Here is a 23,148-nt window from a genome sequence, read left to right on the forward strand (position 1 = left end):
CGGGGCAAAGATTCACGGGCACGGGCGGCGCCCGCATGCCCCGACAGATAGGGGCGGGACAGGCCCGCCGCCAGCGCCTCAGCCGGGGCTTCGCCGCCCCCGATAGACCCCCTGCGCCAATCTTGCCAGAGCCTCCCGCAATTGCGGGTCCTCCACGCTCTGCAAGGCAGTGGACACCGTTTCGGGAAGCGCCACCGGCTTGGGCGGCGGCGCGCGGCGGGCGGGCGGCGGCACCACGCCCTGCACGAAGCGCAGCCTTTGCACCAGCGCATGGCCCATGGCGGAATTGACCTTGCCGATCAGCTGCGGCGCCAGGTGCTGCAATTCCATGGCCACGGGGCCGGAGCAGGCGATGGTCAGCGTGCCGCCCGTCAGCCCGCGCGGGATGGTCTGCGCCGCCAGCACCGGCCCGACCACGGAAGGCCATTCCGCGATCAGCTGCGCCGCCGCCGGCGAGCGCTTCTTGAAGGCTGGGCGGGTGACCTGCGGTATCACCGCGCCCAGCAGGCGGGGGCCACGGTCGGTGCGCCAGCCCGGCAAAGATGCTTCTGGGGTGGATTTCTGACGGGCGGGGCTTGATCCGCGGCCGCCTTGGCCCTCTTCCTTCATCCGTGTTGCCCGCCGCTTCCCTGCTGCTCGAATGGTATGACCGTCACCGCCGCGCCCTGCCCTGGCGCGAAGGATCGGGCGATCCTTACCGTATATGGTTATCCGAGGTCATGTTGCAGCAGACCACGGTGGCCGCCGTCGGGCCGCGCTGGCGACGTTTTCTCGCGCGTTTCCCGAGTGTTGAGGCCCTGGCCGCCGCGCCCTGGGCCGATGTGGCGGAGGAATGGGCGGGCCTCGGCTATTACGCCCGCGCCCGCAACCTGCATGCCTGCGCCCAGGCCGTGGTGGCACGCGGCGGCTTTCCGGACACGGTGGAAGGGCTGCGCGCCCTGCCGGGCATCGGCGCCTATACCGCCGCCGCCGTAGGCGCCATCGCCTTCGGGCGGGAGGTGGTGCCGCTGGATGGCAATGTGGAGCGCGTGACCTCCCGCCTCGCCGCCGTGGAGGCGCCGCTGCCCGGCGCCCGCCCGGCGCTGGCCGCCCTGGCGCAGCAATGGATGGAACAGCCGGCGGCGCGGGAACGGCCCGGCGATTTCGTGCAGGCGATCTTCGACCTCGGCGCCACCATCTGCACCCCGCGCAACCCGGCCTGCGCCCTCTGCCCCTGGCGCCAGGGCTGCGAGGGCTTCCGCACCGGGCTGGCCCCCAGCCTGCCGCGCAAGGCGGCGAAGAAGGCGCGGCCGCTGAAGCGCGGCGTGCATTTCCTGCTGCTGGACGGCACCGGCCGGCTGCTGCTGCGCCGCCGCCCGCCCAAGGGCCTGCTGGGCGGCATGCTGGAACTGCCCGGCACCCCCTGGCGGGAAGTGCCCTGGACGGAACCGGAGATCACCCCCTTCGCCCCCGTGCCCGGCCTGTCCTGGCAGGTGCTGGAGGGCGAGGCGAAGCACGGCTTCACGCATTTTGAGCTGCACATGGCGCTGCGCGCCGCCACCGCCCCGCCCGGCGCCCACCTGGACGGCGACTGGATGACGGTGGAGGCCGCCCGCGCCGCCCTGCCCGGCACCATGCAGAAGCTGCTGGACCTGGCGCGGGCGGAAGGCGCGCTGCCGGGCGGCGCCTGATCAGCCGCCGGCCGGAGCATCCCGCGACAGGCGCTGCGCCGCCGCGACGCCCTGCGGGAAGCCGGAGCGGTTGCTGTAGTCGCGCCCCGGGCCGGAGGGCCGGCCATGCCGCGCCGTCAACTGGCTGGTGCAGAGCACGTCCAGCACGGTGACGCCGATCACCGCCAGCAAGGCCAGCTGCACATTCTCCCGCTTCGGGTTGTTGGGCAGCGCGGCCATCAAGGTGGCGATATCCACGGCATCGCCGGCGATGCGGCTGGCCACGCCCGGCACCGGGTTCACCGAAAGGCAGGCCATGCCGGAGGCGATCTCCCGCACGCCATAGCCGCGGATCAACCCTTCTGCCCCCTGCATGCCCAGGGATCGCGCCAGACTTCTGGCGGCAAAGAGTTCCATCAGGCCGAGGCCGATGCTGAACCAGCCCAGCCCGCGCGCCATCTGGTCTGGCGCCGCGAGCGAGCTTGGCCCGGTGGAGAGCACCTTCGGGTCGCCGGGGGAGCGGGTGATATCGGCGGCTCTGGTCAGTATGTTCATGTCAGCACCTCAGGGCTTGAGGACGACCTTGATGCAGCTGTCCTGCTTGTCGCGAAAAACCTTGTACATTTCCGGCCCGTCTTCGAGCTTGGCGGTATGCGTAATGACGAAGGAGGGGTCGATCTGCCCTTCCTCGATCCGCCGGACCAGGTCATCGGCCCAGCGGTTCACATGCGTCTGGCCCATGCGGAAGGTCAGGCCCTTGTTCATGGCCATGCCCATCGGGATCTTGTCCACCAGCCCGGCATAGACGCCGCAGATAGAGATGATGCCGCCAGGGCGGCAGACATACATCATCTCCCGCAGCACATGCGGCCGGTCGCTTTCCAGCATCATGGCCTGCTTCGCGCGGTCCATCAGCGTATCCGGCTGGCTGGGCGTCACATGCGCCTCAAGCCCCACGGCATCGATGCATTTCTGCGGGCCCTTGCCGCCCGTCAGCTCGTTCAACCGCTCGACGACGCTTTCCGTCTCGAAGTTGATGGTGATGGCGCCGCCGGCGGCGGCCATGGAAAGCCGCTCGGGGATATAGTCGATCGCCACCACCTGCTTGGCGCCGAGCAGCACGGCGCTGCGGATCGCCATCTGCCCCACCGGGCCGCAACCCCAGATCGCCACGGTATCCTCGGGCTCGATGTCGCAATGCACCGCCGCCTGCCAGCCGGTGGGCAAAATATCGCCGAGGAAGAGCGCCTGCTCATCCGTCATGCTGTCCGGCACCTTGATATGCGTGGCATCCGCAAAGGGGACGCGGAGATATTCCGCCTGCCCGCCCGGATAGCCGCCGGTCAGATGCGTGTAGCCGAAGAGGCCGGCGGTGGTGTGGCCGAAGACCTTGTCGGCCAGGTCCTTCTTACGGTTCGACCTTTCGCAGACGGAGAAGTTGCCCCGTTTGCACTGGTCGCACTGCCCGCAGATGATGGTGAAGGGCACGACGATGCGGTCGCCCTTCTTCAGCTTGCTCTTCGCATCCGCGCCGACCTCGACAACCTCGCCCATCATCTCATGGCCCATGATGTCGCCTGGCATCATGGCGGGGATGAAGTTGTGGAAGAGATGCAGGTCCGAGCCGCAGATGGCGCAGCTCGTGACCTTGATGATGGCGTCGCGGGAATCCTCGATCTCGGGGTCGGTGACATTGTCGCAGCGGATATCCTGCTTACCGTGCCAGACCAGCGCTTTCATCGCAGGCTCTCCATCCAAGGGTGCAGACGTGCGATCACTCCGCGCGGAACCACGGCGAGGAAGCGGGCGTGCTCAACAGGCCACGCTCCAACGAGGACGTTCCAGGCTTGCTGCTTCCGCAAGAGCAATCCGGTGCTGAATGGAACATGAGCCGCCCCGTCAAGTTTCCGGGGCACAGCGTTGTCGTCACAGCCTGCCAGGCCGGCGGAACCTGTGAAAAGCCGAGGTCACGCATGATGCATGCATCCGTGCGGGACGTGCCGGCAACTCCCCACACCATGCCTCGTTATACGAACAGAACACGAACGAGGACAGCCCGATGGCCCGTCAGAACAACGACGACCACAGCACCGCCCCGAAGGTGCCGCAGGACGATACGCCCAGCAACACGGTCAAGGACCCGGATAACTGGACCACCGGCGGGGAAACCATGACCGGCGCCCAGGCCAGCTACCTCAAGACGCTCTGCGAGGAAGCCGGCGAGGAATTCGACGAATCGCTGAGCAAGGCCGATGCCAGCAAGAAGATCGACGAATTGCAGGCCCGCACCGGTCGCGGGCGGGACCACTGATGGCGAAAGGGCCGGGTACTGCCCCGGCCCAGTCAGCTTCAGTCATCCACCGTGATGTTGCTGGCCTTCACGACCTGACCCCAGCGGGCGTGGTCGCGCTTCACCATGGCATCGTAATCGGCCGCGCCACCGCCGCCGGGCTCATCGCCCTGGCCGGTGATCTTCTCCCGCACCGCCGGATCCTGCAGCGCCTTGTTCAGCGCCGCATTCACCTTCTGCACGATGGCATCCGGCGTGCCCTTGGGCGCGGAAAGTCCGACCCATGCGGAGAAGGTGAAGTCCTGCAACCCCTGCTCGGCCGCCGTCGGCACTTCCGGAAAGGCGGGGGAACGCTGCGCGCCGGTAGCCAGGATGGCACGCAGTTGCTCGGATTTCATGAAGGGTGCCACCACGGAAGCACCGTCGAACATCAGCGGGAAACGGTTGGCGATGAAGTCCTGCAAGGCCGGGCCGCTGCCACGATAGGGGATGCTCTGCATCTCCGGATTGCCGATGCGGGCGCGCAGCAGCTCCATGGCGCAATGCGACAGGCTGCCGGCGCTCGCGGCGCCGTAATCCACTCCGCCCTTCTGCGCCCTGATCCAGTCCGCCAACTCCGTGACGTTCTTGGCGGGCACCGAGGGATGCACGCAAAGGATCATCGAGGATTGCAGCGCCAGCCCGATCGAAACCAGTTCCAGCGGATTGGCCGTCATGTTGGGGAAGGTATGCGGATTGATGGCCATCGGGCTGCTGTTGCCGGCCAGCAGCGTGTAGCCATCGGGGCGGGCGCGCAGCACCATCTCGGTGCCCAGATTGCCGCCGGCCCCGGCACGATTGTCGATCACCACCGTCTGCCCCAGCGCGGCGGAAAGCCCCGGCTGGATGATGCGCGCGGCGAAGTCCGTCTGTCCGCCCGGCGGGAAGCCTACCACCAGAGTAATTGCGCGGCTGGGCCAGTTGTCCTGCGCCCGCGCCAGGCGTGGCATCGCCAGGGTAGAGGCAGCACCCAGGCCAGCCAGCAACGCGGCGCGGCGCCGCAACGGCAGCACGCCCTTATCCTTTAGCATTCGCTTCAATCTCCCGGCACCCGGCGCGTCCGATTCGACGGCCGGGCGTGGCCAGGAGGCTGGCCGGTGTTTTCGTTGCCGTCAAACAACAGTCCAGCGAGGCGCCTCAGGCGAGGCTGGCGGCGATCTCGGCGCGTAATTCGTCCAGCAGGCGGAGCGAGCCGTCACGCCGCTCCACATGCCAGAAGAGCCAGCCGTTGCAGGACGGCGCTTCCTGCACCGCCGCGCCGACCTGATGAATGGAGCCCTGCGCGGTGCCGCAGCGGAGCGAGCCATCGGCGCCGACCATCGCCACGAATCGCCGGTGGCGATCCACCAGCCGGCTGCCGGGCGGCACCATGCCGCGTTCCACCAGCGCGCCGAAGGGCACGCGCGGCTGTTCCCGCCGCGTCGGCGTCACCAGCATGGCGGATTCCGACAGCGGCTCGATCGCGTTGATGCGCGTGCGCGCGGCGGCGGCATAGGTCGCGTCGCGCTCGATGCCGATGTAGCGGCGGCCCAGGCGCTTCGCCACGGCGGCGGTGGTGCCGGAGCCGAGGAAAGGGTCCAGCACCACATCGCCGGGCGAGGTGCAGGACAGGATGACCCGGTGCAGCAGCGCCTCGGGCTTCTGGGTCGGGTGGACCTTCTGGCCCTTCTCGTCCCGCAGCCGCTCCCCGCCCGTGCAGAGCGGGATGAACCAGTCGCTGCGCATCTGCGTGTCGTCGTTCAGCGACTTCATGGCGGTGTAGTTGAACTTGTAGCGGCTCTCCTGCCCGCGCGAGGCCCAGATCATGGTCTCATGCGCATTGGTGAAGCGCCGGCCACGGAAGTTCGGCATCGGGTTGGCCTTGCGCCAGATGACGTCGTTCAGGATCCAGAAGTCGAGGTCCTGCAGCGCGGCGCCGAGGCGGAAGACATTGTGGTAGGAGCCGATGACCCAGATGGTGCCGTCCTTGCGCAGCACCCGCCGCGCCTCGGTCAGCCAGGCGCGGGTGAAGGCGTCATAGGCCGCGAGGGTCGAGAAGCGGTCCCAGTCGTCATCGACGCCATCGACCACGCTTTCATCCGGACGGCGCAACTCGCCCTTCAACTGAAGGTTGTACGGCGGGTCCGCGAAGATGGTGTGCACGGAAGCCGGGGGCAGCGCCCGCAGCATCTCGATGCAATCCCCTTCCAGGATGCAGTCCAACGGCAGATCCAAACCCGTACCCACGCCGTCGAAACTCCCTGCGACTCGGAGGCCGAGAATGCGTCGGCGGGAGTCAACACGTCAAGTGAGGGAGAGAAGCATCTGATCCACGGGCGCGAATCCCCGGCGGTGGTGCGGGCATGGGCCGAGCCGCGCCAGGGCCTCCCGGTGCAGCGCCGTGGGGTAGCCGGCATGGCGCGCGAAGCCATAGCCGGGCCAGCGCGGGTCCAGCCGCGCCATGGCGCGGTCCCGCACCACCTTGGCCAGGATGGAGGCGGCGGCGATGGACAAGCTGATGCCATCCCCCTTCACCACGCATCGCACGGCGCAGGACAGGCCGCGCGGCGGCTGGTTGCCGTCCACCAGCACCAGGTCCGGCGGCAGGCGCAGCCTGGCCACGGCGCGGGTCATGGCGAGGTGCGTGGCGCGCAGGATGTTCAGCCGGCCGATCTCGGCGGCGCTGGCGGCGGCGACGGCGCCATCCAGCACCCCTTCGGCCTGGGCGGCGCGCAGGGCGGCGAAGGCGGCCTCGCGCTTCGCGGCGTCCAGCTTTTTTGAATCATCCAGCAGGGCTGCCAGGCTTTCGGGCGGCGGGGCATGGAACAGCACGGCGGCGGCCACCACCGGCCCGGCCAGCGGGCCGCGCCCGGCCTCGTCCACGCCGGCCACGCGGCCGCCGGCGGCGATTTCCAGCAGATAGTCCGGCATCAGGGGGCGAGGCCTTTGCTCTCGATCATGTCGCCGGGTTCCAGCACTTCGGGGGCGCCTTCGGCCAGCAGGTGGCGGGCGGGCGCATCGCCCAGCCATAGGCTGCGCAGGAAGGCCACCGCAAGCGCCGCGGTGCGGGCGTGGTAGGCACTGTCCTCCCAGCGTGCGCCGGTGCCGGGCTCGTCGGCGAAGCTGCCATGGGCGGCGCCGGCGAAAATGGCCAGCACCTGCCCCGGGGCCTGGATGTTGTCATAGGGGATGCGGCGGCTCAGCGCGCTGTTGCCGCCCATGAAGTCGCGGTCCTCGGTGCCGGTCACATGCAGCATAGGCGCGCGCACGCGGTCCATGGCCAGCCGTGCCGGCAGGCCCTGCGGCGGAATGGGGGACAGCGCGATACCGGCGCCCAGGCGCGGCTCCGGCAGCGCCAGCCCGCGGTCGCCGCCCGGCACCCGCTGGCCCAGCATGGTCTGCACCAGCCAGGCGCCATAGGAATGCCCGGCGATGGCGATGCGCGAAAGATCCAGCCGCCCCGCCAGCTCCGGCCGGCGCGGCAGCGTGTCCAGCACGAAGACCACGTCGAGGATACGGTCCAGCGCCCGGCTGGCATCGGTGACGGCGGCGGCCAGGGCCAGCCGGGTGTCGCCGCCACTGCGCCAGAGGCTGTCGTCGGTGCCGGGGTGTTGCAGGTGCAGCACCGCGAAGCCCGCCTGCGCCAGCGCCCGGCCCAGATAGCCAAGCCCTTCCCGCGAGCCGCCCAGCCCGTGCGAGAGCAGCACCAGCGGCGCCGCCCCGCCGCTGTCCGGCAGGCGCAGCAGCATGGGCAAGTCGCGGTTGCGGGCGGCATCCCGCCAGCTTTGCCGGCTCTCGGTCACGGCCAGGGCTGGGGTGGTGGCCAGGGCGGCAGGCAGGGACAGGGCGGTGCGGCGGGACATCATGTCCCGCCAGATGGGCATGGCGGGCGGCGCGGCAAAGCCCGCCCGCCCCACGCTCAAAGCTTGATGTCGTAGGTGCGCCACGGGGTCAGCGTCGCCACGCGGTCATAGACGCCACGGCCACGGTAGTTGTTGTCGGCGGTGATCCAGCGGATCAGGCCCCAGCCCCGCTTGCGGCCTTCCTCGGCCACGGCGCCGATCAGCGCATCCGCCACCCGCTGGCCGCGCGCGGAAGGGTCCACGAAAAGGTCATCCAGGAAACCGCCGACACCGGCATAAAGCGGGCGCCAGTAGGGCCGGTAATGCGTGATGCCGACCGGCTTGCCATCCAGCAGGGCCACGAAGCCCTTCACGTCATGCGCCGGGTCCATCAGCCAGCCCCAGACGGTGGCGCGCATCCCGGCGGTCTGCTCCACGCGGTAGAAGGCGGCGTAGCCGGCGTAAAGCCGCTCCCAGTCCTCGCGGTGGCCCGCCTCGAGGGGCAGGATTTGGAGCGTATCGTCAGCCATATGGAATCCCTTCGGCGGTGCGGCGGAACCTGGGCCACCCGCCATGCGTTGCATCGGCTCCCGCCCCATCGCGGAAGCCCGAGAACCATGCTGACTGAAGCCGCTGCCACGGTCGAGCCTCGCCCTGTCCGCCCCCGCCCCAATGAGGAGGAGGTGGAAGCCGCCGCCGCCGCCGGCCTGCGCTATGTCTCGGACGAGGAACCCGGCATCACGCGCCGGCGCAGCGGCAGCGGCTTTTCCTACCGAGACGCCAAGGGCGCGGTGCTGCGCGACAAGGCGGTGCTGGAGCGCATCCGCAAGCTGGCCATTCCGCCGGCCTATACCGATGTCTGGATCTGCGCGCGCGCCAATGGCCATATCCAGGCCACCGGGCGCGACGCCAAGGGCCGCAAGCAATACCGCTACCACCCTGAATGGCGGGCGGCGCGGGATGCCACGAAATACGAGCACATCATGGAATTCGCCCATGGCCTGCCGGCGCTGCGCGCCCGCGTGGACGAGGACATGGCGAAGCGCGGGCTGGGACGGGAGAAGGTTCTGGCCACCGTGGTGCACCTGCTGGACACCACGCTGATCCGCGTCGGCAACGAGGATTACGCCCAGGCCAACAAGAGCTATGGCCTCACCACGCTGCGCACCCGGCATGTGGCGGTGGAGGGCAGCGCCCTGCGCTTCCAGTTCAAGGGCAAGAGCGGCAAGATGTGGAACCTGCAGCTGCGCGACCGCCGCGTCGCCAGGGTGGTGCGCGCCTGCCAGGAACTGCCAGGCCAGGAACTGTTCCAGTACATCGACGAGGATGGCGAGCGGCAGAGCGTCACCTCCGCCGATGTGAACGCCTATCTGCGCGAGGCCAGCGGGCGCGACATCACCGCCAAGGACTTCCGCACCTGGGCCGGCACCGTGCTGGCCGCCATGGCGCTCAGCGAATTCGAGAAGTTCGATACCGCCACCGCCGCCAAGCGCAACATCAAGGAAGCGATCGAGCGCACGGCGGCAAAGCTGGGCAATACGCCCACCATCTGCCGCAAATGCTATGTCCACCCGGAAGTGCTGGACAGCTACATGCAGGGCGGGCTGCTGGTGCAGATCCAGAAGGAAGTGGAGGCCGAGCTGAAGGAGGACCTCCCCAGCCTGAAGCCCGAGGAAGCCGCCGTGCTGGCCTTCCTGCGGGAGCGGATTTCGCGCGCGGTGGAAAAGGCTTCCTAGCGCGGCGCGAAACAGCCGCCGCGCCACTTGCCCGCCGGCAGTTCCCTGCCAGACACTTGCGTCCGCGCACGGGCATCTGCTGCCTGCATGGCGGGCCGCCAGATGCCGGGGTGGCGCATCCGCGCCGCCCTGGCCATCATGGCCCGGAACGGACGGCGATCCGCGCCGGCACCGCCACCATCCCCCGATGGTTCAACCAGAGCACCCGCCGCAGGCCCCGGCCCGGCTGAATACCCGAGGAACTTGCCTGATGCAGGACCCGACCCCGAACGGCCTCGCCGCGCTCGAAGCCCGGTTGCGGCAGGACCTGGAATGGCTGGAACTGCCCGGCAAGCCCTGGGTGCCGCGCCGCGAGGCCGAGGGCGCGCCGGTGACGGATGTGGTGATCGTCGGCGGCGGCATGTGCGGGCTGGCGGCGCATGCGGCGCTGCGGCTGATGGGCATCGACAATACCCGCGTGCTGGACCGCGCGCCTAAAGGCCAGGAAGGCCCCTGGGTGACCTATGCGCGGATGGAAACGCTGCGCTCCCCCAAGGCCCTGGCCGGCCCGGCGCTGGGCCTGCCAGCGCTGACCTTCCGCGCCTGGTTCACCGCCCAGTTCGGCGCGGAGGCCTGGGAGCGGCTGGGCAAGATCCCGCGCGGGCAGTGGATGGAATACCTTGGCTGGTATCGCCGCGTCATGGCGGTGCCGGTGGAGAATGGCGTTGCCGCCACGCTGCTGCGCCCGCGCGCGGACGGGCTGCTGGCGGTGGAGACCGATGCTGCCGGCACCATCCTGGCCCGCCGCGTGGTGCTGGCCAGCGGGCGCGACGGGCTGGGCGGCCGCTACGTGCCGGAGATGGCGGAAGGCATCGACCGCCGCTTCTGGGCGCATTCGCGCGATGCCATCGACTTCGCGGCACTGCGCGGCAAGCGGGTGGCGGTGGTGGGCGCGGGCGCCTCCGCCATGGACAACGCGGCCACGGCGCTGGAGGCCGGCTGCGCCCGGCTGGACCTGCTGGTTCGCCGCGCCAAGTTGCCCGCCATCAACAAGTTCACCGGCATCGGCAGCCAGGGCGTGGTGCATGGCTTCGCCGCCCTGCCCGACGAATGGAAATGGCGCTTCCTGCACCACGCCCTTTCTGAACAGACGCCGCCGCCGCGCGACAGCACGCTGCGCGTCTCGCGCCATCCGCACGCGCATCTGCATCTCTCCTGCCCCGTGCTGGGGCTGGAGGAAGCCGATGGCGCCCTGCGCGTCTCGACGCCCGAGGGCGTGCTGGAAGTGGATTTCATCATCTTCGGCACCGGCTTCCGCGTCAGCCTGGCGGATCGGCCGGAACTGGCCCTGGTGGCGGACCAGATCCGCTTCTGGAGCGACCGCTTCACGCCGCCGGATGGGCTGGCGCAGCCGGAACTGGAAAGCTCGCCCGACCTCGCGCCGGACTTCGCCTTCCAGGAGAAGGTACCCGGCGCCTGCCCGGCGCTGGCGCTGATCCATTGCTTCAACTATCCCTCGACGCTCAGCCACGGCAAGCTGACCGGCGACATCCCCGCCGTCAGCGCCGGCGCGCAGCGGCTGGCGCGGGCCATCACCCGGCATTTCTTCGTGGAAGACCGGGAAGCGCACTTCGCGCGGCTGCAGGATTATGCGACGCCTGAACTGCTGGGCGACGAATGGCCGGCGGCCCAGATGGCGGGCGCACTGGCTTGAGTGGCCCGCAACAGAAAGGAACCCTTCCGATGCAGCGTCGCAGCCTGCTCTCCGGCCTCGGCGGCCTGGCCATCGCGCTTCCGGCCCTTTCCGGTGCGCGGGCCCAGCCGCCGGCGGCCCAGCCGCAGAAGCGCCTGACCATCGCCTTCGGCGACCCGGTCTCGTCGCTGGACCCCCAGCTCAACAACTTCGCCGGCGACCGTTCGGTGGACCTGCATTTCTTCGACCTGCTGGTGGAGAACCGCGACGGCGGCCTGCAGCCCGGCCTCGCCACATCCTGGCGGGCAATGGATGACAGGACCTGGGAATTCAAGCTGCGCTCCGGCGTCACCTGGTCCGATGGCGAGCCTTTCACGGCCGATGACGTCGTCTTCTCCTACAAGCGGGCACCGGATGTGCCGGGCAGCACCGCCAGCTTCGCCGGCTACCTGCGCACGGTGGAAGCGGTGGAGGTGGTGGACCCGCTGACGCTGCGCATCCGCACCAAGGAGCCCAACCCGCTGCTGCCGCTGAACCTCGCCTCGGTGCATATTGTCGCGCGGCAGACCACGGAGGGCGCCACCAGCAACGACTTCAACACCGGCAAGGCGCTGAACGGCACCGGCCCCTATCTCCTCACCTCCTACACGCCCGGCGACCGCATCATCATGCGGCGCAATCCGGAATACTGGCGGGAGCCGCCGGCCTGGGAGGAAGTGGACTACCGCTATGTCGCCAATGCCGCCTCCCGCACTGCGGCGCTGCTGGCGGGCGATGTGGACGTGATCGACAAGGTCTCGGTCTCCGACTTGGCGCAGCTGCGCTCGCGGCAGGATGTGAAGGTCTTCGCTTATCCCGGCCTGCGGATGTTGCTGTTGCAGCCGAGCTTTTCCGAGAAGCCCGGCCCGCATCTGAAAGCCGCCGACGGCAAGCCGCTGGACAAGAACCCGCTGCTGGACGTGCGGGTGCGCCGCGCGCTGAGCATGGCCGTCAACCGCGACGCGCTGTGCGAGCGGCTGATGCAGGGCACTGCCACCCCCACCGGGCAATGGATGCCGGAAGGCAGCTTCGGCTACGACCCCGCCACCAAGCCGCCCGCCTTCGAGCCCGACCGCGCCAAGGCGCTGCTGGCCGAGGCCGGCTATCCCGATGGCTTCCAGATCGCCATGCACCTGCCCAATGACCGCTACGTGCTGGGCCCGCAGGCGGCGCAGGCCATCGCGCAGATGTGGGCGCGCATCGGCGTGAAGACGGCGGTGGAGGCGGTGCCCTGGTCCGTCTATTCGGCAGGCGTGAAGACCGGCGAATACGCCATGACGACTCTGGCCTGGGGCAATGGCACCGGCGAGGGCAGCTACGCGCTGATCAACGTGCTGGGCAGCGTCGATCCCAAGCAGGGGCGCGGCGTCTCCAACTGGGGCCGCTACAACAATCCCAAGGTGGACCAGGCGCTGGAAGACGCCATGCGCGAATTCGACGACAAGAAGCGCGAGGCCATCCTGCAGCAATCCGCCCGCGTGGTGGCGGAGGATGCCGGCATCATCCCGCTCTTCCACTACCAGAATCTCTGGGCGGCCAAGCGCGGGCTGAAGGTCACGCCGCTGACCTCCGACCGCACCACCGCCACCATGGTCACGCCGGAAGCCTGAAGCGCATGAACCCCACCGAAATCCCCGACCTCGCCGAGCACCTGCTCGGCATCGACGCCGCCTCCCCGCTCGGCCAGTTGCGCCGGCAGCGCGCCGATATCCTTCAGCACGAGGAAGGCGCCTATCGGGAGCTGGTGCTGCCCCCCTCCCCCGGCGGCGTCTCCCTGGCGGAGCGCGCGGCGCTGGCGCTGCGCGGCGCGTTGGTGGAGGGCGATACCGCGCTGGCGGCACATTACCGCGCCCTGCTGCGGGCCAGCGGCGATGCCACGCTGATCACCGCCGCAGAGGTCTTCCCGGCACCGCAGGGCGAGGGCCGCCTGGCCGTGCTGTTCCGCTACGCCGATACCGTCGCCAGCCGGCCGGAGCAGGTCGGCCAGGCCGATATCGACCGCCTGGGCGAGTTCGGCCTCTCGCCGCAGGATATCGTGGCGGTGACGCAGTTGGTCTCCTTTATCCCCTATCAGGTGCGGCTGCTCTCCGGCCTGCGCCAGTTGCAGCAGGAATCCGCCGCATGAGCCGCTTCACCATGGAGACCGTCGGCTGGGAACCGCGCGTGCCGCCGGTGGAGATGGAGAGCGCGACGCCGGAGCAGCTCGCCGCCCTGGAAGCCTGCCCGCCGGCGCAGCGGACTTCTGTTTACTTCCGCACGCTGGTGAACGACCCGGGCTCGCTGGGCGAACGCGGCGCGCTGTTCACCAAGGTGATGTACGCGCCCCGTGGCCTGCCGCGCGCGGAGCGGGAGCTGGCGACGGCGGTGGTCTCCATCGTCAATGGCTGCATCTACTGCACCTCCGTCCACGCCCGCCGCTATGTGGAGCTGAAGGGGCCGGAAGCGGCCATGCGGGCACTGCTGGAGGAAGGTGTCGGCGCCAGCGGGCTGGATGCGCGGCAGCAGGCCATCGTGGATTACGCGGCCAGGATGACGGAAACGCCGCAGGCTATGGGCGCCGCCGACCTCGCGCCGCTGCGCGCCGCCGGCATGAGCGACCTGGAGATCCTGGACCTGATCCACGCCATCGCCATGTTCGCCAATGCCAACCGGCTGATGCAGTCCCTCGGCCGCTCGGTGCCGCCCGAGGCCTAGGCCTGCCGCGGCTGGCCGTTGGAGGCCGAGAGCCCGCCATCCACCGGCAGGTTCACGCCGGTGACGAAGCGGGCATCCTCACTGGCCAGGAAGGCGATCACATCGGCCACGTCCTCGGGCTGGCCGATGCGGCCGAGCGGGATGCGTTCCAGGAACTTTCCGATCAGTTCCTGGTCCTCCAGCATGTCCTCGGTCATGCCGGTGGCGGTGAAGCTGGGGTTCACCGCATTCACCCGCACCCCATGCTCGCCCAGTTCCATGGCCAGCGAACGCGTCAGGTTGGTGACGGCGCCCTTGGCGGCGTTATAGGCCGCCATGTTCCAGTCGCCACCGGTGCCGGAGACGGAGGAGGTGTTGACGATGCAGCCCCTGCTCTTCAGCAGTTCCGGCAGCGCGGCGCGGGTGCAGAAGAAGACGCCGTCGAGGTCGGTCTCCATCACCTTCCGCCAGTCGGCGGTGGTCAGTTGCAGCAGCGGCCCGGTAGTGGCGACGCCGGCATTGTTGACCAGCACGTCGATGCGGCCGAAGCGGGCAATTACGGTTTCCACCATCGCCCGCACCTCCACTTCGTTGGCCACATCGGCGGAATGCGACAGGCTCTGGCCGCCGCCCAGGCTGGCGCGGATGGCATTCACCTTCTCCTGCTCGCGGTCCACCAGCGCCACCAAAGCGCCTTCCCGCGCAAAGCGCCGCGCCGTCGCCGCGCCGATGCCGGAGCCCGCGCCGGTGACGATCACCACCTTGCCGTCGAAACGTGCCATGCCTGCCGTCCTTTCATGCCCGCTGCGGGAACGCGGCCAGGGCGCCAGAGTTTGGCCCGCCGGGGGGCGGCAGCGGCGGCGCCAGCCAGGCTCAGGGCGCCGGCGGCCTCGCCTTCAGGCGCTCATGGATCGGGTGGGGGCCGTCGTGCCGGATGCCTCTGTGCGGATGGTCATGTCTCAGCCTCTTCCTCCGCAGGCTCGTTGATCATGGCCCACAGCACGACGCGCTCACCCGTTTCCCTGTTGACCAGGCACTCCGCATGGACCAGCCTGCCGCCGATGTCGTTCAGGCCGTCAGTGGGCGGGCGGTAGGTGATGATCTCCACCGGAGCGGCATCGGGGATGTCCTCCAGGGCCTTCCGCAGTTGCCCCACGGTCAGTTGCTGGTTCTGGATCACGTCTTCTGCTCCACATGGCCACAGCCGTGGCACTCAAAACGCAGACCCTGGTGGGCGTGCGGCGCGCCCCAGGTCATCCGACCCCGGCGTCTCGGGCAGTTCATTCCGTGCCACTCCACTTCCGTTTCGTTGCGGGCCATCCGCGCCTTTCCGGCGTGCGAGCCCCTAGAGCCGGGGTCCGCCCGGACGTGCCGGGGCGGCAACAGGGCCGACCGCACGGGCCGACCGCACCTCGATCCCGAGCAGCACCGACCGGAGGTTCCCTGTCCCGGCCTCCTGCATCCGCGCGTTGATCTGCACGGCCGGGCTGTTCGGGATGGCCGGGTCGGGGCCCTGCCAGGTCAGGAAGGTGCCACCCTCCTGCACCAGCGAGGGCGGCCCGTATTTCTCCTCCAGCGCCGCGCGCACCTCGTCCCGTGTCGCGGTATCCAGCCGCTGGCCGGAGACGATGCGGGCCAGCTTCGCGTCATCCATCTGCAAAGCCAGACAGGCGGCGGAGCGGTCCGGCACGCTGAAGAAAACAGGGCTGCCATCAGCGCGCTGCACAGGGCTCCCCCTGTCGCGCTCCACGCCGCAGAGCGGCTCGGCGCCCTGGGCCAGCCCTTCGAAATAGGCCGTCGCGCCATCCGCTTGCCGCTTTCCGCCATCGGGATAGGCGGCGGCGGCGAGTGCCTCGGCCTCCGCGCGGGCCATGCCGAGCCGCAGCCCCTGCACATCCGCGGCTTTCAGCGGCCTCTCGACCAGCCGGCTGGAGGCGCTGGCCGGCGGGGCGACGGAGAAGGCATGGATGACCCGTGCGTCACGCCCATTATTGGTCATCACCCGGGCGGCCACCGCATCGGCGCGGATCAGCAGCGGGTTGCCGCTGTTCTGCTCCGCGCTGCCCGTCTCGGCGAGGCGGATGACGGCTTCCAGCACAATGGAACTCGCGATGTCGGACTGCATGTTCAGGTTGTTGCGCTGCGCGAAATCCCGGGCATTCGCCACATCGGGAATCGAGATGAAGTTCAGCGCATCGACATTGCGGATCTGCACACCCAACTGGCGGCCGGTCGTGTTGTCGTAGAAGGTGACGTAGGAGGCTTCGTTGAAGGGGATAGCATAGCCCCGCCGCGCGAGGTCGTATTGGTTGAGCGTCGTCGAGACCCGGACCAGGTAGTCGCGCGAAAGGTCGAAGGCGCGGAACTGCGCTTCCAGGCGGCTGCGCTCACGGGCGCGCACCTGATCCCGGTCAAAGGCCGTGGCGGAGCGATAGGCCTGCGAGGTCTCCGCTTGCCGGTTGAAATCGGGCGTGGAACCATTCAGCCGGTGGAAGGCGATGGTGGCCATGGTGGCGTCCAGCTGCGGGGCCCGGAAGCCTGCCGTGTCGGCGGGGGCGGCCTGCCGGGCGGCGGGGCGGCCCTGGACCAGGTTCTGCGCCACCGATGGGCCAGTGCCCGCCAGCAATGCCAGGCAGGCCATCAGCCCCATGCGAGGCCAATACGTTTCCTTCATGGATCGTTCCCCCCTCGCAATATATGCCAGAGGGGATGTGCGGATGGAAGGGCCAGCTCTCCCGCCGCGCCTATGGCCGCAGCGACAGCTCCAGCCTGCCCGCCGCCGAGAGCGCCAGCAGCAGCGCCGCGACATTCATGGCCTGCGCCAGCAATCCTGCATTCAACCCGGCCACCACGGCGGCGAGCGGCATGGTTTCCACCACGATATCCTCGCCCGCCTCATGCGCCATCTCGGCGCTGGGCATGACGTCCAGCGCCAGCACGGTGTGGCAGAGGTTGCGATGGGTGGCGGTATTGGGGTGCAGTGAGCAGACATGCTGCAGGCTGCTGGCGACGAAGCCGGTCTCCTCCCGCAACTCCCGCGCCGCCGTTTCCAGCGGGCTGAGCTCGGTGGCATCCATGGCGCCGCTGGGCAGTTCCGCGTGCGGGCCCGGGCGCCGTGGCGATACTGCCGCACCAACACGATGCGGTTATCGCAGGTGAGCGCCACCACCTGCACCCAGTCGGGGTAGGAGAAGGTGTAGAAAGGGTCGAGGATATTGCCCCGGGCGTCGCGGCAGGCATCGGCGGTAACGTCGATCCACCGGTCCCGCAGCGCGGTGCGGGAGGAGAGCACGTCCCAGGGGGCAAAATCCGTCACGCGGCCTCATTCCTTGATACGAGGCCGCATGGTGGCAAGAGGCCGCACGGACCGCCAGGGGGCACGAGGCCCCCTCGCGGAGATGTCTTATTCCGCCGCGATCTGATTTGCGTTGGCGTAGTCTTCCAGCGGCGCGCAGGTGCAGATCAGGTTGCGGTCGCCATAGACATTGTCCACCCGCTTCACCGGCGGCCAGTACTTGCGCGCGGCGACGTAAGGCAGCGGGAAGGCGGCTTCCTGCCGGCTGTAGGGATGCGCCCATTCCACCGCCATGACTTCCTCGGCGGTATGGGGGGCGTTCTTCAGCGGGTTGTCGGCCTTGTCCATGCGGCCCTGCTCCACCGCGCGGATCTCGGCGCGGATGGCGATCATGGCATCGCAGAAGCGGTCCAACTCGGCCTGGGTCTCGCTCTCGGTGGGCTCCACCATCAGCGTGCCGGCCACCGGCCAGGACATGGTCGGCGCGTGGAAGCCGTAGTCCTGCAGGCGCTTGGCGATATCCTCGACCAGCACGCCGCCGCCCTGCTGGAAGCCGCGGCAGTCCAGGATGCATTCATGCGCCACCATGCCGCGCGCGCCCTTGTAGAGCACCGGGAAGTGCCCATCGAGCCGCTTGGCGATGTAGTTGGCGTTGAGGATGGCGACCTGGGTGGCACGGGTCAGCGCCTCCGCGCCCATCATGCGGATATAGGCGTAGGAGATGGGCAGGATGGACGCGCTGCCGAAGGGCGCGGCCGAGACCGGGCCATAGCCGGTGGCCGGACCGGCCTCGTGCAGCAGCGGGTGGTTCGGCAGGTGCGGCGCCAGGTGCTTGGCCACGCCGATCGGGCCGACGCCCGGGCCGCCGCCGCCATGCGGGATGCAGAAGGTCTTGTGCAGGTTCAGGTGGCAGACATCGGCGCCGATGCGGCCGGGGGCGGTCAGGCCCACCTGCGCGTTCATGTTGGCGCCGTCCATGTAGACCTGCCCGCCGGCTTGATGGACGAGGTCGCAGATGCGGATGATCTGTTCCTCGAACACGCCATGCGTCGAGGGATAGGTGATCATCAGCGCTGACAGCTTTTCGCTGTGCTGCGCGATCTTGGCCTCGAGGTCTTCCAGGTCCACGTTGCCGTCGCGGTCGCAGCCGACCACCACCACCCGCATGCCGGCCATCGCGGCCGAGGCCGGGTTGGTGCCATGGGCGGAGGATGGGATCAGGCAGATATCGCGCACGTGCTGCCCATTGGCCTTGTGGAAGGCGCGGATGGCCAGCAACCCGGCATATTCGCCCTGGCTGCCCGCATTGGGCTGCAGGGATACGGCGGCGAAGCCGGTGATGGTCGCCAGCCAGTCCTCAAGCTGCCGGATCATGGCGAGGTAGCCCTGCGCCTGGTCGGCCGGCGCGAAGGGGTGGATCTCGCCGAAGCCGGGGAAGGTCACGGGGATCATCTCCGCCGTGGCATTCAGCTTCATGGTGCAGGAACCGAGCGGGATCATGCTGCGGTTCAGCGCCACGTCCTTGTCTTCCAGGGACTTCAGGTAGCGCAGCATCGCGTGCTCGGCATGGTGGGTATGGAACACCGCCGCCGTCAGGATCTCGGACTGCCGCTCCAGCGCCTGCGGGATGCCGCCCGCCGGCTCGTCCACCGCGCCACCCAGAACGCCGGCCAGGGTCATCAGCTCGGCGCGCGTCACGGTCTCGTCCAGCGCGATGGACAAGGCGCCGCCTTCCAGCTTGCGCAGGTTGAAGCCGCGCTCATAGGCCGCGTGGTAGATCGCCTCGGCCTTGTCGCCGGCTTCCACCGTGATGGTGTCGAAGAAGGCGTCGTGGCGCAGCTTGAGGCCGGCGGCCTCGGCGGCGCCGGCCAGCAGCCGGGCCTGCAGCGCCACGCGCTTGGCGATGCGGCGCAGGCCCTCGGGGCCGTGCCAGACGGCATACATGCCGGCCATGACCGCCAGCAGCACCTGCGCGGTGCAGATGTTGGAGGTCGCCTTCTCGCGCCGGATATGCTGCTCGCGCGTCTGGAGCGCCAGGCGCATGGCGGGCTTGCCGGCGGCATCGACGGAGACGCCGACGAGGCGGCCCGGCATCAGGCGCTTATAGGCATCCTTCACCGCCATGAAGGCGGCATGCGGGCCGCCATAGCCCATCGGCACGCCGAAGCGCTGGGAGGAACCGATGACCACATCGGCGCCCATCTCGCCCGGCGCCTTCAAAAGCACCAGGGACAGCGGGTCCGCCGCCACGATGGCGAGGCCACCGGCGGCCTGCACGGCGGCGATCTCCGGCGCGATGTCGCGCACCTCGCCGGTGGTGCCGGGATATTGCAGCAGCAGCGCGAAGGGCTTTTTCGAGCCACAGGCTTCCGCGATGGCGGCGGGCGCCACCACTTCGACCGTCAGGTTCAGCGGCTCCGCGCGTGTCCGCACCACCGCGATGGTCTGCGGATGCACATCGGCGGCGACCAGGATGGTGCGGGACTTGGCCTTGGTGGCGGCCAGGGCGATGGCCATCGCCTCGGCGGCCGCCGTCGCCTCATCCAGCAGGGAGGCATTGGCCACCGGCAGGCCGGTCAGGTCCGTCACCATGGTCTGGAAATTGACCAGGGCTTCCAGGCGGCCCTGGGCGATCTCGGCCTGATAGGGCGTATAGGCCGTGTACCAGCCCGGGTTCTCCAGCACGTTGCGCAGGATCACCGGCGGCACATGGGTGCCGTGATAGCCCATGCCGATCAGCGACTTCTTCAGCACGTTCTTTTCAGACAGCGCGCGAAGCTCGGCGATGGCCTCGGCCTCGGTGGCCGGGGGCGGCAGGGTGGCGAAATCCTGGCCGCGGATATCGGCGGGGACGGTGCGGTCGGCCAGGGCTTCCAGGCTGTCCGCGCCCACCACCTTCAGCATCGCCGCGATCTCGGCCCCCGACGGGCCGATATGCCGTTCGGCGAAGGCGCCGTGGTCTTCCAGCGCCAGCAGCGCGTCGAGGGCCTTGCTCATCAGAGGCTGTCCACGAAGGAGGCGTAGTCGGATTCGCTCATCAGCGCGTTGATGGCGGCCGGGTCGGCGGGCTCGATCTTGAAGAACCAGCCCTCGGCGGTCGGCGCGGAATTGGCCAGCGAGGGGTCGTCCACCAGCGCCTGGTTGGCTTCCACCACCTTGCCGGCGATGGGGGCATAGACGTCGGAAGCGGCCTTCACGCTTTCCACCACCGCGATGGCTTCCTCGGCGGCCACTTCACGGCCGGCCTCGGGCAGCTCGACGAACACCACGTCGCCAAGCGCGTTCTGCGCGTGCTCGGTGATGCCGATGGTGGCCACGCCACCTTCCAGCTTCACCCATTCATGGTCCTTGGTGAACTTGATCTCGGCCATCGGGGCAGGTCCTTATCGGGCGTAGCGGTGAGGGAAGAAGGGGGTCGGCGCGACACGGGCGGGCGATGCCTTGCCGCGCACCATCAGGTCGAGCGCCGTGCCGTCGGCGGCGTGTTCACGCGCCACGTAGCCCATGGCGCAGGGGCCGTTCAGGGAGGGGCCGAAGCCGCCGCTGGTGACCTCGCCCACCACTTCGCCACCCACCTGGATGGGCGTGTGGCCACGGGCGGGCTGGCGGCCTTCGGGCAGGATGCCGACGCGCAGGCGCTTGGGGCCGTTGTCCAGCTCCTCCCGCACCCGCTCGGCGCCGGGGAAGTTCCATTCGGTGCGGCGGCGCTTGCCGATGGTCCAGACGAGGTTGGCCTCCACCGGGCTGGTCGTCTCGTCGATGTCGTTGCCGTAGAGGCAGAGCCCGGCTTCGAGCCGCAGCGAATCGCGGGCGCCCAGGCCCGCCGGCACCGCGCCGGGCAGCGCCAGCAGGGCGCGGGCGAGCTCCTCGGCTTCCTCGGCGGAGACGGAGATTTCCACGCCATCCTCGCCGGTATAGCCGCTGCGGCTGACCAGCGTCGTGATACCGGCGATCTCCACCGCCAGCACATCCATGAAGCGCATGGCGGAAACGTCAGGGGCGATGGTGGCCAGCGCCGCCACGGCACCCGGCCCCTGGAAGGCCACCAGCGCGCGGTCCGGCAGGCGGTTGAGCCTCACGCCGGCGGGCAGCACGGCCTCGATGGCGGCGCAGTCCACGTCCTTGCGGCTGGCATTCAGCACCAGGAACAGCCGGTCGCCGAGATTGGCGACCATGAAATCGTCCAGGACGCCGCCGGATTCGGTGGTCAGCAACCCGTATTTCTGCCGGCCGGGCTTCAGGATCTTCACATCGGCCGGGGTCAGGCGCTCCAGCGCCTCCGCCGCCCCCTCACCCACCAGCTCCGCCTGCCCCATGTGGGAGACATCGAAGAGCCCGGCGCCCGAGCGGGTCGCCAGATGCTCGGCCATGATGCCGGCGGGGTACTGCACAGGCATGGCATAGCCCGCGAAGGGCACCATGCGCGCGCCCAGCTCCCGGTGCAGGGATGCCAGGGGGGTTTCGAGAAGCGTCTCGGTCGAATCGGCCACGCAGCCTCCATCGCCGCAACGGGTGCGGCGCGTCAGGGTTCGTGGCCCCCCTCTGTCCGATGACCTGAGAGATTCAGCGCGCCTCGCGCCTTACTCCGTCGGTGCCGGTTTTGAGGCCGGGCTTTCCAGAGTCCCCTTCCCCACGCGGCCCTTCTGCCTGAGCGTTTCCGGGGGCCGGTTGCGCCTTCGGCGACAGCACCCCGGACCCGGGGCGCCATTCTCTCCCGCGTGGGATCAGCGGGTGGCCCCTCTGTGCCCCAGGGGCGCGCCGGGCGCAACACGATCTTGCGCGTTCAGGCAGCCGGAAGTGGCATCCATGACCCCGGCGGCTGCCCCGGCTGCACGATAAAGCGGCAACCCGCCCCAGGCTGGTCCCAGCAGCGGGCAATCGGCGCACCGGCCAGATGCGCCCGCAGCAGCGCGCCCACGCCGCCATGGGCCACGACGGCCACCGGCCCGTCCGGCGATTCCTCCCGGACCTTGGCTACGGCCGCGACGATGCGGGCCTGGGCATCCACCGCCCGCTCCCAGCCACGCACGCTCTCCTCCGGTCGGGCAAAGAACTGGTCGGCCACTGCCTGGAATTCCGTCTCGGGCAGGTAGCCCGTGGCGCTGCGGTCATTCTCGCCCAGCGCCTCCAGCACCCGCACCGGCAGGCCGAAGCGGGCGGCCAGGATGCCCGCCCCCTCAATGGCCTTGCATTCCGTGCTGGCCCAGACGGCGCGCAGCCCCGCCATCTCCGGCAGCGCCGCCAGGGCCCGCATGCGGGCGATGCCGGTGGGCGCCAGCGGCCAGCGCGGCACCGGCACCGCCGGGTCGATCATCACCTCCGGATGGGTGATGAAATGCAGCACCGCCTCAGCGCGGGCCGCGGCGGCGGTTGGTGGCCAGTTCCTCCGGGCTCAGCACGAAGCCTACCAGCACGCGGCGCCGGGCGGCCGCGTCCACGCCGCCGGTCAGGGTGATGCTCAGTTCCTCGCCGGTGCTCTTCACCTTGGCGACATTGGGCGGGAAGCTGACCCGCAGGGAATATTCGGCGCGGGAGACCACGCGGTCGTTATCATCCACCACGGCCACCATATAGGGGATGTCGATCGAGGGTCCGGCCGCCGCCGGGCCGCGCTCGGCCGAGAAATCGGGGACCAGCGTCACCACCAGCCCATCCCGCCGGGACGTGTAGTCGCATTTGGCCTGGAAGCCGGAGACCTGCGCATTGACCACCAGCGCCGTCAGATCCGACCCGCCGCCCGCGCGGAAGCGCGTCAGGTCGGCGGCATCGGAAATCACCCCCACCTGCGGGCAGGGCGCCTGCGCGTTTTCCAGCAGGTTGACGGGCGCGCGCTCCCCGCAACCGGCCAGCAGAAGCGCCAGGCCGCCTGCGATGCATCCGTTCAGAAGGTTCCGCGCCTTGACCATGCTGCCACTCTTCCCCTTAGTGCGGCCA

General features: G+C 69.6%; 24 protein-coding genes and 2 riboswitches. Of the genes, 7 read left to right on the forward strand and 17 right to left on the reverse strand.

The genetic code is table 11. The features are described 5' to 3' along the window. Window positions 1–78 precede the first annotated feature (78 nt). Window positions 79–540, reverse strand: coding sequence for a DUF721 domain-containing protein (locus tag EBE87_RS12090; protein ID WP_233553441.1), 462 nt, complete (start codon window positions 538–540; stop codon window positions 79–81). 71 nt (window positions 541–611) lie between these two features. On the opposite strand from EBE87_RS12090, the gene EBE87_RS12095 reads away from it, so the two are divergent. Next, a complete protein-coding gene (locus EBE87_RS12095; RefSeq protein ID WP_120640641.1) occupies window positions 612–1,670 on the forward strand; it encodes an A/G-specific adenine glycosylase in 1,059 nt (352 codons plus the stop codon). On the opposite strand, the gene EBE87_RS12100 is transcribed toward EBE87_RS12095, so the two are convergent. Further along, entirely contained in the window at window positions 1,671–2,204 is a 534-nt protein-coding gene (locus EBE87_RS12100) for a hypothetical protein (protein ID WP_120640642.1), read from the reverse strand. Window positions 2,205–2,213: 9 nt separating this feature from the next. Then, on the reverse strand, window positions 2,214–3,389 hold the full coding sequence (locus tag EBE87_RS12105) for a zinc-dependent alcohol dehydrogenase (RefSeq protein WP_120640643.1): 1,176 nt from the start codon (window positions 3,387–3,389) through the stop codon (window positions 2,214–2,216). A 319-nt stretch (window positions 3,390–3,708) separates the two neighbouring features. On the opposite strand from EBE87_RS12105, the gene EBE87_RS12110 reads away from it, so the two are divergent. Beyond that, a complete protein-coding gene (locus EBE87_RS12110; protein WP_120640644.1) occupies window positions 3,709–3,960 on the forward strand; it encodes a DUF3072 domain-containing protein in 252 nt (83 codons plus the stop codon). Between the two features lie 38 nt (window positions 3,961–3,998). Here the strand turns inward: EBE87_RS12110 and EBE87_RS12115 are convergent, their stop codons facing one another. From EBE87_RS12115 to EBE87_RS12130, 5 genes are all read right to left on the reverse strand, one after another. Then, a complete protein-coding gene (locus EBE87_RS12115; RefSeq protein WP_120640645.1) occupies window positions 3,999–5,009 on the reverse strand; it encodes a Bug family tripartite tricarboxylate transporter substrate binding protein in 1,011 nt (336 codons plus the stop codon). A gap of 106 nt (window positions 5,010–5,115) precedes the next feature. Then, on the reverse strand, window positions 5,116–6,204 hold the full coding sequence (locus EBE87_RS29375; protein ID WP_302466817.1) for a site-specific DNA-methyltransferase: 1,089 nt from the start codon (window positions 6,202–6,204) through the stop codon (window positions 5,116–5,118). 57 nt (window positions 6,205–6,261) lie between these two features. Further along, window positions 6,262–6,888 (reverse strand): ribonuclease HII, encoded by a 627-nt coding sequence (locus EBE87_RS29380; protein ID WP_199726497.1) that lies wholly within the window; start codon window positions 6,886–6,888, stop codon window positions 6,262–6,264. Further along, the gene (locus EBE87_RS12125) at window positions 6,888–7,841 is read right to left on the reverse strand and encodes an alpha/beta hydrolase family protein (protein WP_233553232.1); all 954 of its coding nucleotides are present in this window, start codon (window positions 7,839–7,841) and stop codon (window positions 6,888–6,890) included. Before EBE87_RS12125 ends, EBE87_RS29380 begins: the two co-directional genes overlap by 1 nt. A 35-nt stretch (window positions 7,842–7,876) precedes the next feature. After that, window positions 7,877–8,329: a GNAT family N-acetyltransferase gene (locus tag EBE87_RS12130; protein WP_120638575.1), complete on the reverse strand. Its 453-nt coding sequence runs from the start codon at window positions 8,327–8,329 to the stop codon at window positions 7,877–7,879. Between the two features lie 87 nt (window positions 8,330–8,416). Here EBE87_RS12130 and EBE87_RS12135 point away from each other — a divergent pair, with 87 nt between their 5' ends. The 5 genes from EBE87_RS12135 (at window position 8,417) to EBE87_RS12155 (ending at window position 13,940) form a co-directional block, all read left to right on the forward strand. After that, window positions 8,417–9,535 carry a DNA topoisomerase IB gene (locus tag EBE87_RS12135; protein WP_120638576.1) on the forward strand — a complete coding sequence of 373 codons (1,119 nt, stop codon included), beginning with the start codon at window positions 8,417–8,419 and terminating at the stop codon, window positions 9,533–9,535. 250 nt (window positions 9,536–9,785) lie between these two features. Continuing rightward, a complete protein-coding gene (locus EBE87_RS12140; protein ID WP_120638577.1) occupies window positions 9,786–11,228 on the forward strand; it encodes an NAD(P)-binding domain-containing protein in 1,443 nt (480 codons plus the stop codon). Window positions 11,229–11,257: 29 nt separating this feature from the next. Continuing rightward, entirely contained in the window at window positions 11,258–12,856 is a 1,599-nt protein-coding gene (locus EBE87_RS12145; protein WP_120638578.1) for an ABC transporter substrate-binding protein, read from the forward strand. A 5-nt stretch (window positions 12,857–12,861) separates the two neighbouring features. Beyond that, window positions 12,862–13,371: a CMD domain-containing protein gene (locus tag EBE87_RS12150; RefSeq protein WP_120638579.1), complete on the forward strand. Its 510-nt coding sequence runs from the start codon at window positions 12,862–12,864 to the stop codon at window positions 13,369–13,371. Then, window positions 13,368–13,940 (forward strand): peroxidase-related enzyme, encoded by a 573-nt coding sequence (locus tag EBE87_RS12155; RefSeq protein ID WP_120638580.1) that lies wholly within the window; start codon window positions 13,368–13,370, stop codon window positions 13,938–13,940. The genes EBE87_RS12150 and EBE87_RS12155 overlap by 4 nt, the downstream gene beginning before the upstream one ends. Here EBE87_RS12155 and EBE87_RS12160 read toward each other — a convergent pair. From EBE87_RS12160 to EBE87_RS12200, 9 genes are all read right to left on the reverse strand, one after another. Further along, window positions 13,937–14,701, reverse strand: coding sequence for a meso-2,3-butanediol dehydrogenase (locus tag EBE87_RS12160; RefSeq protein ID WP_120638581.1), 765 nt, complete (start codon window positions 14,699–14,701; stop codon window positions 13,937–13,939). The two genes, EBE87_RS12155 and EBE87_RS12160, sit on opposite strands and share 4 nt — an antisense overlap. Before the next feature lie 170 nt (window positions 14,702–14,871). Beyond that, entirely contained in the window at window positions 14,872–15,099 is a 228-nt protein-coding gene (locus tag EBE87_RS12165; protein WP_120638582.1) for a hypothetical protein, read from the reverse strand. Between the two features lie 165 nt (window positions 15,100–15,264). Next, window positions 15,265–16,593 (reverse strand): hypothetical protein, encoded by a 1,329-nt coding sequence (locus EBE87_RS12170; protein WP_147426066.1) that lies wholly within the window; start codon window positions 16,591–16,593, stop codon window positions 15,265–15,267. Between the two features lie 70 nt (window positions 16,594–16,663). After that, on the reverse strand, window positions 16,664–16,996 hold the full coding sequence (locus EBE87_RS29680; RefSeq protein WP_233553233.1) for an NUDIX hydrolase: 333 nt from the start codon (window positions 16,994–16,996) through the stop codon (window positions 16,664–16,666). A gap of 326 nt (window positions 16,997–17,322) precedes the next feature. Then, window positions 17,323–20,211, reverse strand: a complete 2,889-nt coding sequence (gene gcvP, locus EBE87_RS12180) for an aminomethyl-transferring glycine dehydrogenase (protein WP_120638584.1) — start codon at window positions 20,209–20,211, stop codon at window positions 17,323–17,325. Then, the gene (gene gcvH / locus EBE87_RS12185; protein ID WP_120638585.1) at window positions 20,211–20,585 is read right to left on the reverse strand and encodes a glycine cleavage system protein GcvH; all 375 of its coding nucleotides are present in this window, start codon (window positions 20,583–20,585) and stop codon (window positions 20,211–20,213) included. Before gcvH ends, gcvP begins: the two co-directional genes overlap by 1 nt. Before the next feature lie 12 nt (window positions 20,586–20,597). Beyond that, complete coding sequence (gene gcvT / locus EBE87_RS12190) at window positions 20,598–21,704, reverse strand: glycine cleavage system aminomethyltransferase GcvT (protein ID WP_120638586.1); 1,107 nt, start codon at window positions 21,702–21,704, stop codon at window positions 20,598–20,600. Between the two features lie 50 nt (window positions 21,705–21,754). Then, window positions 21,755–21,835, reverse strand: a riboswitch (glycine riboswitch). A gap of 4 nt (window positions 21,836–21,839) precedes the next feature. Beyond that, window positions 21,840–21,941: riboswitch (glycine riboswitch) on the reverse strand. 56 nt (window positions 21,942–21,997) lie between these two features. Continuing rightward, window positions 21,998–22,558, reverse strand: a complete 561-nt coding sequence (locus EBE87_RS12195) for a histidine phosphatase family protein (RefSeq protein WP_233553234.1) — start codon at window positions 22,556–22,558, stop codon at window positions 21,998–22,000. Between the two features lie 4 nt (window positions 22,559–22,562). Further along, complete coding sequence (locus tag EBE87_RS12200; protein ID WP_120638587.1) at window positions 22,563–23,120, reverse strand: hypothetical protein; 558 nt, start codon at window positions 23,118–23,120, stop codon at window positions 22,563–22,565. Window positions 23,121–23,148 lie beyond the last annotated feature (28 nt).

This window comes from Teichococcus wenyumeiae (assembly GCF_003696345.1).
Taxonomy (GTDB): Bacteria; Pseudomonadota; Alphaproteobacteria; order Acetobacterales; family Acetobacteraceae; genus Pseudoroseomonas; species Pseudoroseomonas wenyumeiae.